The organism is Plesiomonas sp. (assembly GCF_051652165.1).
GTDB lineage: Bacteria > Pseudomonadota > Gammaproteobacteria > Enterobacterales > CAMTGL01 > Plesiomonas.
This window is the reverse complement of sequence record NZ_JBOFTR010000017.1, coordinates 138,526-150,912: the sequence shown is the minus strand read 5'-3', so window position 1 is coordinate 150,912 and position 12,387 is coordinate 138,526. Positions and strand designations below refer to the sequence as shown.

The following is a 12,387-nucleotide window of genomic DNA, read 5'->3' as shown; positions in this document are numbered from 1 at the left end:
CCATGCCGAACTCAGCAGTGAAACGCCGTAGCGCCGATGGTAGTGTGGGGTCTCCCCATGCGAGAGTAGGGAACTGCCAGGCATCAAATAAGTAGAAAGCCCATCCGAAAGGATGGGCTTTTTGCGTTTGGGATTTTGGGAAATTTTGTTTTTTTGACGTTATTGTTTTATTTTTGAGGATTGTTGATTCGCTCTTAGCCTCATTTGTATTGCAAATTATTTAAAATTATCTCTATTTGTTGTTATGTTTCGCACGGACTGCACTATTTTTATACCTTTATTCCTTTATAGTGCGCGATCTTTTACTTTAGTGAAGTGCAACTATGCGAATTATTTTCCAAACGGTAATGGCTGCGGCAATAGTAATGTCAGCAGGGAGCTATGCAGAGGAGCGAATTTTCCCAATATGGGGAGATAAGGCGAAAGAACGTGGTTATACGCTTCCTGAGCCGTTTGGGTTAAATATTAGTTATATGAATGTCAGACAAGGCATTCAGGTTGACTCGATAGCGTTTACAGGGATTCAGACTCATTTACCAATACAGCCCAATTTTTTAAATATCCACGGTAATCTTGATATCGGTATTAACCCGACAGTAAAACAAACATCACAGCACTCAGATACGAAAACATTACGTGCCGATATGTGGGTCTTTCCATTTTTAAATCTCTATGGAGTCCTAGGGAAGACTCAAGGTCGTACAGATTCTCTATTAGATATCGATATTTCGGTTTCTGGTCATGCACAAATTGGTTCGCTTTTTCCAATAAAAATTCCTTTACCCACATTTTCAATTCCACTTAAAGATATTCGCTTCCCTCTTGAGTTTAATGGGGACACCTATGGTATGGGCGTTGTTTTAGCCGGTGGCTATGAACAATGGTTTGCGTTGGCAGATGTAAATTATACCCAGACAAAAATGGATATTTTAGATGGACACATTGCGGCATTAGTCGCTTCACCACGGGTTGGATATATTTTCTCTGTTGCTGATCGGCCTTTGCGGGTATGGGTGGGGGGAATGTATCAAAGTATTGATCAGCAATTTCGTGGCAATATTGCTGATTTGGCTTTACCTGCAAATTTAAAACAATTGTTGTTGCTTGTTGATCCAAATAAGCAGGGTAAGTTTGAGGTGAATCAGCATTTAAAATCACCTTGGAATACGTTGCTAGGTGCTCAGTATCAGGTTAACCCAAATTTATCGTTTCTGACTGAGTGGGGTTTGGGTGAACGTAAGAGTGCTTTTTTTTCGTTGGATATACGGTTTTAATGCGTAAGGTTAAATGCGATGTTGCGGATACAGTTTATCTCTATATTGATGGCTGGGGTGTGTAGTTCTTTTCCTGTCGCGGCGCAAACGTGGATAGATGATTTATTGACGGATTTAGGTGCATCAGATTCATGGGATGAACGTAAGCGCATTGACTGGGGAGTATTACCTGGACCGTTTTATAATCCAGAGTTGGGTGTGGGAATGGGCGTTGCGGCGATAGGGTTATATCGTGCAGATGCGCTTGATCGTCAAACACAGCCCTCTACGCTTTCATTGACGGGGTTTGTCAGCTCAACGGGTGCGTTTGGTATTGGTTTTGAAAATAATACGTTATTTTCTCAAGATCAGTGGCGTTTTTTCTTGAAGGGGAATATGAAAAGCACCCCGACGGGCTATTGGGGGGTTGGTGATGAAATGGGATCGCGGCCAGAGAATAAACTCCATTATACTGCCGATGAGATGGCATTAACGCCACAACTGTTTTATCGGGTTGCACAATCAACCTATCTGGGTGTAGGAAGTTCTCTGTTTTATTCGTCAGTGAAGGATAAAGCCGATAACCGTTATCCTGCAAGTAGCCCTTTAGCGTTTGGCTCTTCGGTGATGAATGCCGGAATTAGTTCGCATTTTTTATATGACAGTCGAGATTTTATCCCTAATCCTTATCGTGGTCAGGTTTTTAGTGTTAATTACACATATTATTCCCCGTCATTAGGCAGTGAGAGTGCTTTTTCGGCTTTAGAGTCGCGTTATAGCTATTATCATCTGATTGCAGAGCGGGATGTTTTGGCTTGGGATTTGTACTCTCGTGTAACATCAGGTGCTGTACCGTGGAATATGTTGTCACAATTGGGCAATGATAAACGTATGCGTGGCTATTATGAAGGGCAGTATATTGATCGCAATTTACTGGCTGCGCAGGTTGAGTATCGTAAACATCTGACTGGCCGACATGGTATGGTGTTGTGGGTTGGTGCAGGGGCAATTACGGCTCAGGCAAAAGCACTTTTTACACAAGCTCATTGGCTACCGAATGCAGGTATTGGTTATCGTTTTGAATTTAAACCACGTGTGAATATTCGACTTGATTTTGGCGTTGGGAAAAATACGTCTGGCTTCTATTTTCATGTCAACGAGGCATTTTGATGCCGCGCATATTTTATTGGCTGTTGTGTGTAGTGGCAGCCAGTACGTTACTAGGGTGCTATGCGCCATTAATTCGTGAGCCACTTTCTGATATTGAGGTGTTGCGCGCACTACGGTTATCTCAGTTACCGGCTGAACAAGCTTATCCTGTGGTGCAAAATTTGGCTGAACCCTCCTCTTTACGGCCTTGTTGTGCATTTGGGATGGATTTGGAAACGACATTTTTAGATGTTCCTGTGCCATTATATCGTATTGATAATGTGGTGAGTGCCCCGACATTGGGCGAGCATTTCTATAATGGTGATACGTTTGGGGTTGCCGGTGCATTATTGGGGTTAAGCCGTGAACATAATGGATTGATGTATACCCGTCGAGGGGGTTTTTTAGATAGCGCACATATTCGTGATACTGCCGATAATACGCTGTTTTTATTTAGTCAGATTTATCCCCGTTTAGGGGCCGCAATGACACTCTCATTATCACCTGAGTTAGCGTCTCGGCAAATTGTATTACGGGCATTTCCTGCGCCGACAGCAACAGCCGATCGTTATGCATTGGCAGCACATCTGGCTGCGCAGTTGGCGTACCAATTGGCGCAGTGGCATGAAATTGCACAGTGGTACGGTTATCGCTCGATTGCATTGGTATCAGAGGAGGTCTCTGCATTTTCTCCAGAGGATTTATATTCGAATTTATTGGGTGCAAAACTGGCTTTGGCCGTTTTGCTGCAGGGTAATGCTCCAAATCAGCACAGTTATAATCTGGCTATTGAGGCGGCATTGCAGCAAGCATTGAATGTATTGCAAGTAGAAGATCATGCCGGTTCGCGGGCACAATTAGCAGACATTGATGGCCAGTGGTGGGATAGTCAGCAGCGTTTACCGGCTAAACAGTTGGTACGTCGACGCGATTATTCATTATCAGCACAGCGGATGCCGAATTTACCAGTATCTACTGTTGATCGCGGTTGGTATTTGCAGTTAGGGGATGAGTGGCAGGGGTATCGGTTATCCGCATTGGCACACTTGCAGTTACGACCAAATAGTGACACACCAGCGTTAATGCGGCGTATTCAGCCTGCAGCCGTGTGGTTATCAGCCGATTTTTCGGTGTTTAGTCAGTATGCTGAACAGTATGATAGGAAACAGATGGGTTTCTCTTCTCTGAACCAATAATAAAAAGAGATAATAAGAATAAAATCTGCACAACTGTTTGTTGGGTGTTTATTCTGTAATTTATTTCAGCTATTAGCTGCCCACAATATTATCTATTTTAGGAATAAAAGAGAATTAAACGCCAGTGAACTGGCGTTTTTTGTTGGTGGATCTTTTGTTTCTATCCTTTAAAAGATATTTAAGCCTTTTAACATAACCAGTAAAATCAGTGGTGGGGAGACAAAGCGAATAATAAAGAATAAACCGTTAATTAATGTGTGGTTGTGTAGCGCACCTTGATTACTGAGTGCGTGTTGGAGATTGTTACGCCCCCAAAACCAGCCAACAAACAGACACAGTAAGATCCCACCGGCAGGCATCAGTACTTTTGAACTGAGCTCATCAAACAGGTCGAACATATTGAGACCCACAATTTTAAAGTCAGCCAGTAAGCTATTTGATAGTGCACAAGTTGAACCAATCAGAGCCAGTAATAATACGTTGATCATAACGGATTTAACCCGGCTGATTTTAAAACGCTCACTGAGTACTGAAACGGGCACTTCCAAAATAGAGAGCATGGCACCTGTAGCTGCGATAGCCGATAGGACAAAAAAGACCACCATCAGTAAATGGCCAAATGGCATTTGTGAGAAGACGGCAGGTATGGTGATAAATAGCAGTGCAGGCCCCGCTGATGGGGTAAAACCAAAGCTAAATACGGCAGGGAAAATAGCGATACCGGCTAACATAGAGACAAACAGATCGGCCGCCATTACGCGCACGGCAGTGGTTGGAATATTCTGATCATCACGGAAATAGCTGCCGTAAGTCAACATGGTGCCCATGCCGATAGAGAGCTTGAAAAAAGCTAGCCCCATTGCGGTCAGGATGACGGCGCTGTCTATTTTGGAGAAGTCGGGTTTGAACAGGAAACTCAGCCCTTCTGCCGCACCGGGCAGTGTTAGGCTACGCAGGCCAATGAGGATTAAGAGCACAAACAGTACGGGCATCAATTTTTTAGTGACCGCTTCAATGCCTTTTGATACACCAATAATCAAGACACCGCCAATCATTGCAAGTACTAGCCATTGCCATAATAGCGATTGCCACGGATCACTGATCAGGGTCGCAAATGCTTGGCCTGTGGTTTTAGGATCGCTTGACAACAGTGAGCCATCAAGTGATTTAAAGACATATGCGAATACCCACGCAGAGACTTCGGAGTAAAAGCCCATAATCAAAAAGGCACAGATAACGCCAAATAAACCAATGATCCACCAAGGAAAGCCACGTGGGGCAAGGCTGGTAAAAGTAGTAATTGCATCTGATTTGGTTTTGCGCCCTAGAGTGAGCTCGGCAATCATTACTGGTAAACCAATCAGCAAAGTGGCGAGCAGGTAAACCAAAAGAAAGCCTGCACCGCCATTTGCGCCGGTGAGATAAGGGAACTTCCAGATGTTGCCTAGCCCCACGGCAGAGCCGAGTGTCGCAGCAATAACGCCAAAGCTGCTAGTAAAGCCATCGCGTTTTTTCAGGGTTGGAGTCTCATTATGCATAGATCAAAACAGTCCTGTTATGGGTTTATCATGGCGGTGTTGCAGTCAGTCTCTGCCATGCTGGTTTTTTGTTGTGTGAATACAAGAGAAGATTGTTCAATGTTTTAGCGTGATCACCAAGAGGTTTTAGCATGGTATAAATTTATCAGTATATTGCCTCATGTGCCGGTATGTTGGTGAGAGAGAGACGATCTATTTGTCTGAATAACGATAAGATACATCACATAAAATGGGTAATTTGTTGTATCGTATTCGTTTATGTTTAGCATGTATCACAAATTATCGCCCTATTGTTCGTTACAGTACAAAAAGGCTGTGTGAGATCGGGATCTACGATCTGAGCATAATAGGGGGATATGCACACTTGTGCATTAAGATATTTACTTATCCGATTCAGTAAAAAGGAGCGACTGCATGGCAAAGTCAGATGTATTTCACCTCGGTTTGACCAAAGGTGATCTCAAGGGTGCAACGCTGGCCATTATTCCGGGCGACCCTGAGCGGGTAAAGAAAATTGCCCAACTGATGGATAACCCCGTGTACTTGGCCAGTCACCGTGAGTTTACTTCATGGTTAGGTGAGCTTGACGGTAAACCCGTGGTGGTGTGTTCAACCGGTATTGGTGGCCCATCAACGTCAATTGCCGTTGAGGAGTTGGCACAGTTAGGTGTGAATACCTTTTTACGTGTAGGAACAACCGGTGCGATTCAGCCACATATTGCTGTTGGCGATGTTTTAGTCACAACCGGCTCGGTACGCTTAGATGGTGCAAGCTTGCATTTTGCTCCGATGGAGTTCCCTGCGGTGGCAGATTTTACCTGTACGACAGCATTAGTCGCGGCAGCAAAAGCGTGTGGAGCAACCACCCATATTGGCGTTACCGCCTCTTCAGATACCTTTTATCCTGGTCAGGAGCGTTATGATACCGTTTCAGGCCGTGTAGTCAGCCGCTTCCAAGGCTCAATGAAAGAGTGGCAGGCAATGGGGGTGATGAACTATGAAATGGAGTCAGCCACATTGTTGACTATGTGCGCCAGCCAAGGTTGGCGAGCAGGTATGGTTGCTGGTGTGATTGTTAACCGTACTCAGCAAGAGATCCCGAATGCCCAAACAATGCAAACCACTGAAAGTGATGCGGTCAACATTGTAGTTGAAGCGGCCCGTCTGTTGTTAGCTTAGTGGCTGTGTGATGTAGCGGATAATAATAGCGCGCGATCCCATCGGGTCGCGTTTTTTTATCGGAAAATTATGCCCTTGGCAACCTATCAAACAGGTGTAGGAGTGATAACGCAACAAAAAAGATCAAGAGGGAATAGGGTGGGAATGACGATGAATGAAGAAACAATAAAAAGATAAAAAATAAATGGCGGTGGATAAGTCGTCAGTTGAGCTAATGGTATATAGGGTTCACATTTCAGTCGGTTATCTGCTCGGTTTTACTATCACAACTCTTTATAATAGTCATAATCGTGTCTGAAAGGATCTCCGATGAAGTATAAAGATTTACGTGAATTTATCACACTGCTTGAGCAACAAGGGTTGTTAATTCGAATAACCCAGCCAGTATCACCGGATCTGGAGATGACTGAAATTGCCGACCGGACATTGCGCGCCGGAGGCCCTGCACTGCTGTTTGAAAACCCAATCGGTTATACCATGCCGGTACTGTGCAACTTATTCGGCACACCACAACGGGTTGCGTTGGGGATGGGGCAAGATGATGTGGCAGCCCTGCGGGATGTCGGCAAACTGCTGGCCTTTCTCAAAGAGCCTGAGCCGCCGAAAGGTTTTCGCGATTTGCTCGATAAAATGCCGAAATTTCGCCAAGTATTGAACATGCCGACCAAACGGTTATCGGGCGCACCTTGTCAGGAAGTGGTGTGGCAGGGTGATGAGGTTGATTTGACCCGTTTACCGATCATGCGCTGCTGGCCAGATGATGTTGCACCACTGGTGACGTGGGGGCTGACAGTCACCCGTGGTCCGCACCGTGAACGGCAGAATTTAGGCATTTATCGGCAACAGCTGATCGGTAAAAACAAACTGATTATGCGCTGGTTATCACACCGTGGCGGCGCGCTCGATTTTCAGGAGTGGCAGCAGGCCCACCCAGGCGAACGTTTTCCGGTTGCCGTCGCGCTCGGCGCAGATCCGGCCACCATTTTAGCCGCAGTCACCCCGATCCCCGACTCCATCTCTGAATATGCATTTGCCGGACTACTGCGCGGAACCAAAACCGAGGTTGTCCGTTGCCTGTCGAGTGATTTGGATGTGCCGGCATCGGCCGAGATTGTGCTTGAGGGCTATATTGAGGCAGGTGAAGTTGCGCCTGAAGGCCCGTATGGTGATCATACCGGTTACTACAATGAAGTGGATAGCTTTCCGGTATTTACCGTGACAACCGTGACCCTGCGCCGCGACCCTATCTATCACTCAACCTATACCGGCCGCCCGCCTGATGAGCCTGCCATCTTGGGCGTTGCGCTCAATGAGGTTTTTGTGCCGCTGCTGCAAAAGCAGTTCCCTGAAATTGTTGATTTTTACCTGCCACCGGAAGGGTGCTCCTACCGTATGGCTGTGGTGACAATGAAAAAGCAGTATCCGGGGCATGCAAAGCGCGTCATGATGGGAGTGTGGTCATTTTTACGCCAATTTATGTACACCAAATTTGTGATTGTGTGCGATGACGATGTGAACGCACGCGATTGGAACGATGTGATTTGGGCGATTACCACCCGCATGGATCCTGCCCGCGATACCTTGCTGATCGAGAACACGCCGATTGACTATCTTGACTTTGCCTCGCCGGTTTCCGGTTTGGGCTCAAAGATGGGGATGGATGCCACCAATAAGTGGGCAGGAGAGACCGACCGCGAATGGGGTCGGCCGATTGTTAAAGATCCGGCCGTGGTTGCCCGTATCGATGAGATTTGGGATTCGCTGGCCATTTCACTGCCAAAGGAGCATGGGCCACGCAGATTGTGATCGACAGATCACTTGTAGCCTATGGTGGCTTGCTGCAAATAGAAGCACGGTTTACCGTAGTCGTCATCGCTATCAAGACATAGAATATCGATAAACAGAATAAAATCAGGCTACCAGAGTGGCTGAGGGAGAGTTATGACAACGTTGGGCAGTAACGTGACTTCGTGCAAAGTCACTTTGGTTGAACCGATGACTGAGACAGTCTATCGCGTGCGTATTGTGCCGGAGAATCCAGTCTCTTTTCTGGCCGGTCAGTATTTGATGGTGGTGATGGGTGAGCGTGATAAGCGCCCATTTTCGATCGCCTCGACACCGGATAATACCGATGAGCTTGAACTGCATATTGGCGCATCTGAGCACAACCCTTATGCGATGGCGGTGATGGATAAGATCAAAGCCGGTGAGCCGTTGATGATCGAGATGCCGTTTGGTGAGGCCGCGTATCAGCCTGACAGTGAACGTCCGGTGATTTTGATTGCGGGTGGAACGGGGTTTTCGTATGTCCGTTCAATTTTGCTCGACGTGCTGCGTCAGCAGCCGCAACGTCAGGTGCATCTGTACTGGGGCGGGCGTGAGTTACAGCATTTGTACGATCTCGATGAGCTGGATCAGCTGGCAGAACAGCACCCGAACGTGCAGGTGATCCCAGTGATTGAGCAGCCGCAGGCAGGCTGGGAAGGGCGCTGTGGTACGGTGCTGGCAGCGGTGATGCAGGACTTCTCATCACTGGCGGCATACGATATCTACATAGCTGGCCGTTTTGAAATGGCAAAAGTTGCGCGCGATCTGTTTTGTGAGCAGCGTGGTGCTGATCCGGCGCGTCTGTTTGGTGATGCTTTTGCGTTTATCTAATGTGTGGCAATTAAAACGGTTGTTAATGTTATTGGTGAGCAGTGGGTTATCATGACATGATATTTTACAACGTGTAATATAAAAAAACGCCTTCATCGTGAAGGCGTTTTTATCGGTAAGCAGTGAGTAATCAGACCGATTTACTCTAAAGTGGCAAGGCCTTTGCGCCGCATCTCACCAGCATCTTGTGTCATACCCAGTTTATCCATCACGTTAGCAAGTAGGGCATAGTCACTGGCAACTGGTTCTGTTGCCAAGGCTTTTTTCAGCGAAGCCTCTGCTTGCTGATACTCACCTTGTGCAACCTGAATATGGCCAAGAGTGCGGTTAATCAGGGCATCATCAGGCTGTTTTTTCAGCAAATGTTGTAGTACTTTTTCAACAGCCGCTGGATCACTGGGGTGCAGTTTACTGATAATTTTCAGCAGTGGCGGGTGCGCTTGCTTATGTAACCCATCGAGGATAACGGCTTGCGCGTGGTAGTGGTCATCACACTCAATCAAATGACCCGCCAGCAGTGCCAGTGTATCGGGATTGCTACGACGCTTACGCGGCTGATTACGCAACCACCCCATTAACCCTTCACTGCCATTTTCGTGCATCGCTTTACTCATTAAGCCATTCTCAGCCTCAAGGGTAATTTGCGTCAGCTCATCTTCACTAAATAAGTTGGATTTAGTGAGCTGTGGCAGCAGATCAAGCAAGGCTGCATATGCACCCGCCTGCGAGTAAGTTTGTTGCGCTAAACGCAAAACTTGTGGGTGACGCGGCGCTACAGCGAGCAAATTATCAACGCCGTGGCGGGCAGCGTGGATCTCATTTTGTGCAAGTTGCAAGCGCACACGGGTAATATCAACCGGTAAGGTATCATGGCCAGCAAGTTCAGCGGCCCGATGCAGGTATTGGTTGCAGTTGAGATTATCACCGCGCTGCTGCGCAGCTTCAGCAGCCATCAGCAAATTGACAACGGGTTGATCAGCATGCTCGGCACTTTTTGCCATGAGACGTTCGGCTTGTTGGTAATCACCTTCAGTCAGTTTAAGTAGGCCAGCAATGGTCTGTTTGCGCGCACGATTGCGTTTGCGGCGTGCAAACCAGCCCTGTGTGGACGAGCCAAAGCGCAGTACTCGGCGCAATACTGTATCAAGAATAAACAGGGCCGCGAGCGTTAAGATCACCAAAATGATCATGCTCGTTAGGCTCATTTCGACAGTGTAAGGGCCTGCAACAATCAGCACATAGCCCTGATGACCGGCAAATTGTGGCCCGATAATCAGGCCGCCGATAATGATGGCTAACAGTATAAATATTCGCGTCATAACAGCCCCCGTTAGTTAAGTACCGGTGCAGCCGGTGTCGTAGCAGGGACACGGGTAGCAGGTGTTGGTAGCTTCTGGCCTGCGGAAGGCTGTGCTAGTAGATTACGTACACGCGTTTGCAGAGCATCATCGATCAATGACTGGCTTTTTAAGCTCTGTGGCAAATCGACATAGATAGACTCTGTACTTAAGCTGTCAACTTCATTTAAAAACGCCTGCGTGTTGCTATCTTGCATATCAAAATAGGAGCGTACCCATGTATCGACTTTTTCTAACGACTGTTTATACAGCTCGTTTTGATGACGTGGAATCGCCATTACTGCCATTTGTAGACGTTGACGAATATTTTCACGCAAATAGTAGTCTTGATTGGGAGCAAGCAGTGGTTCGACAGTTCCGTCGCGACGGCGTACGGTGATAAAGTCATCAACAAAACTATCCCAACTTTTGAGTAAATTCGCTTTCCAATCACGAATAGAGTGACTAACACCCAAGTCGTCGGTTGCGTTTTCAGCCGGAGGCAGTTGTGTGTCAGCCAGTTTTAGATTATCAACCTGATTTGCTAGGCTTGTGATGTTCAGGATTAAACCGTCAGTATCAATTTTGGTGATGCCAGCAAGGGTGGAGATATCGTCAGCAAGTGCCTGGCGAATGGGCAATAAGCTTGGGTCGTTCATCTGCGCAACGCTTAAGTCAGCACTTTTGAGCAGTGCCGCAGCAGAGGTGACATCTTGCTCCATCCACAATTTGCGACCCGCATTTTTGACCAGATAATCAGCCTCTGCCAATAGCCAGTCATTCGAACGGCGGCCTGCCACTTCTGTGAGCTGACGCTGTAGAGTCTGGATCTGCTCTTCTTGTTTTGCTTGTGTCTGCTTGGCGCTGGCCAGTGTTTGGTTGACATCACTACTCACTTGGCTGGCCAGTTTTTTCTGATTTGCCAGTGACTCCGTCAGCGCATTGGTCAAGGTATCTACTTTCTGCTGCATATGTGCCAGCTCACCTTGTTGCGCCACATTCTGCTGGTGGCCGTGGTAGTACAATCCACCACCTAATGCGATCACCAGTGCAATGGCAATAGCCCCTAAGGTCTGCCCACTCTTAGTAGTAGGCGCTTCGGTGTTGGCTGGGGCGAAATCAGCGCCTTTGCTATTATCAACAATAGGGGCTGACTCTACAGCAGGTATTGATGTTGAAGTCGCTTGTTCATCCGCAGCAGAGGAGGACTGGGGCTTGTGATCCGTCATTGAGGGTTCATCCCAAGTTATTCAAATTGTTCAACTGCGGCAATGAGCGACAGGTTATCAGCATGGGGAGAAACCACAATTTCAGCCCACCCAAGTGCCTGTGCCATTGCTGCAATACGTTTACTGACGACGACTAATCGACAAGATGTTAGCCAATCATGTTCAGTTTTCGGTATTAAGGCAACCAGTTGTTGTAATATCTCACCACTTGTCACCAGTAAAATATTCACATTTGCCCGTTGCCAGATATCGGTCAGTTGCTCACCGCACAGGTCAATAGGCTGCCGTTGATAGCATTCATGTAGGGTAACGAAAGAGCCCCACGTTGTGAAGGTGTCAGCCAGTAAAGGTCGACCACCGTTACCACGTAAAATCAATACATGTCGGCCAGCCATTGCTTGTGCGGTTATCATCTGCAATAAACCTTCGCTGGTTTCATCGTGTGCAGGAAACAGTACGGGCTGACCACTGGCCTGTTGCAGAGCATGTGCAGTACTTCGGCCTATGGCAGCATATTGCACCTGCGGCCATGACGCACCAATCTGCTGTAAGGCTTGTTGTGCATAACGCACGGCATTACCAGAGACAGCAATAATCACATCATCGGCTTGCAAACGGTGAAAGGCTGCTGGTAAGGCGTTAAGCTCACGCCCAGCACTGAAAGTAAGCAGTGGCGCATAAATAGCCGCACGGCCACGTGCTGAGAGGGCTTGAGTTAATGCTAGACCAGACTCTCCTGGCCGTGTGACCAAAATTGTCATGAATTACCGTGCTGGTTCTGCGCTGTTTTGGGTATCGCAGCAGCTGAGTTGACGGCATGTAAATCGGTAGAACCCGTGCCAAATGAG

General features: G+C 47.3%; 10 protein-coding genes and 1 rRNA gene. 7 read left to right on the top strand and 4 right to left on the bottom strand.

Annotated features, from left to right (window positions below; genetic code table 11):
* The 4 genes from rrf to ACRC53_RS12750 all read left to right on the top strand — a co-directional run.
* Positions 1-82: ribosomal RNA gene (gene rrf, locus ACRC53_RS12765) — 5S ribosomal RNA — on the top strand; the annotation flags it as partial.
* 241 nt (positions 83-323) lie between these two features.
* Positions 324-1,274, top strand: a complete 951-nt coding sequence (locus ACRC53_RS12760) for a hypothetical protein (protein WP_438643768.1) — start codon at positions 324-326, stop codon at positions 1,272-1,274.
* An 18-nt stretch (positions 1,275-1,292) separates the two neighbouring features.
* Positions 1,293-2,423, top strand: coding sequence for a BamA/TamA family outer membrane protein (locus tag ACRC53_RS12755; RefSeq protein WP_438643767.1), 1,131 nt, complete (start codon positions 1,293-1,295; stop codon positions 2,421-2,423).
* A complete protein-coding gene (locus ACRC53_RS12750; protein ID WP_438643766.1) occupies positions 2,423-3,598 on the top strand; it encodes a DUF4056 domain-containing protein in 1,176 nt (391 codons plus the stop codon). Before ACRC53_RS12755 ends, ACRC53_RS12750 begins: the two co-directional genes overlap by 1 nt.
* Before the next feature lie 167 nt (positions 3,599-3,765).
* On the opposite strand, the gene ACRC53_RS12745 is transcribed toward ACRC53_RS12750, so the two are convergent.
* Positions 3,766-5,136 (bottom strand): sodium-dependent transporter, encoded by a 1,371-nt coding sequence (locus ACRC53_RS12745; RefSeq protein ID WP_438643765.1) that lies wholly within the window; start codon positions 5,134-5,136, stop codon positions 3,766-3,768.
* Between the two features lie 414 nt (positions 5,137-5,550).
* Here ACRC53_RS12745 and udp point away from each other — a divergent pair, with 414 nt between their 5' ends.
* From udp to fre, 3 genes are all read left to right on the top strand, one after another.
* A complete protein-coding gene (gene udp, locus ACRC53_RS12740; RefSeq protein WP_438643764.1) occupies positions 5,551-6,315 on the top strand; it encodes a uridine phosphorylase in 765 nt (254 codons plus the stop codon).
* Between the two features lie 309 nt (positions 6,316-6,624).
* Complete coding sequence (gene ubiD, locus ACRC53_RS12735) at positions 6,625-8,121, top strand: 4-hydroxy-3-polyprenylbenzoate decarboxylase (RefSeq protein ID WP_438643763.1); 1,497 nt, start codon at positions 6,625-6,627, stop codon at positions 8,119-8,121.
* Positions 8,122-8,256: 135 nt separating this feature from the next.
* Complete coding sequence (gene fre / locus ACRC53_RS12730; protein ID WP_438643762.1) at positions 8,257-8,973, top strand: NAD(P)H-flavin reductase; 717 nt, start codon at positions 8,257-8,259, stop codon at positions 8,971-8,973.
* Between the two features lie 140 nt (positions 8,974-9,113).
* Here fre and ACRC53_RS12725 read toward each other — a convergent pair whose 3' ends face one another.
* The 3 genes from ACRC53_RS12725 to ACRC53_RS12715 are packed head-to-tail and all read right to left on the bottom strand — an operon-like array spanning position 9,114 to position 12,300.
* Positions 9,114-10,292 (bottom strand): heme biosynthesis HemY N-terminal domain-containing protein, encoded by a 1,179-nt coding sequence (locus tag ACRC53_RS12725; RefSeq protein WP_438643761.1) that lies wholly within the window; start codon positions 10,290-10,292, stop codon positions 9,114-9,116.
* Between the two features lie 11 nt (positions 10,293-10,303).
* Positions 10,304-11,539, bottom strand: coding sequence for a uroporphyrinogen-III C-methyltransferase (hemX, locus tag ACRC53_RS12720; RefSeq protein ID WP_438643760.1), 1,236 nt, complete (start codon positions 11,537-11,539; stop codon positions 10,304-10,306).
* Positions 11,540-11,556: 17 nt separating this feature from the next.
* Entirely contained in the window at positions 11,557-12,300 is a 744-nt protein-coding gene (locus tag ACRC53_RS12715) for a uroporphyrinogen-III synthase (protein WP_438643759.1), read from the bottom strand.
* Between the last annotated feature and the right edge of the window lie 87 nt (positions 12,301-12,387).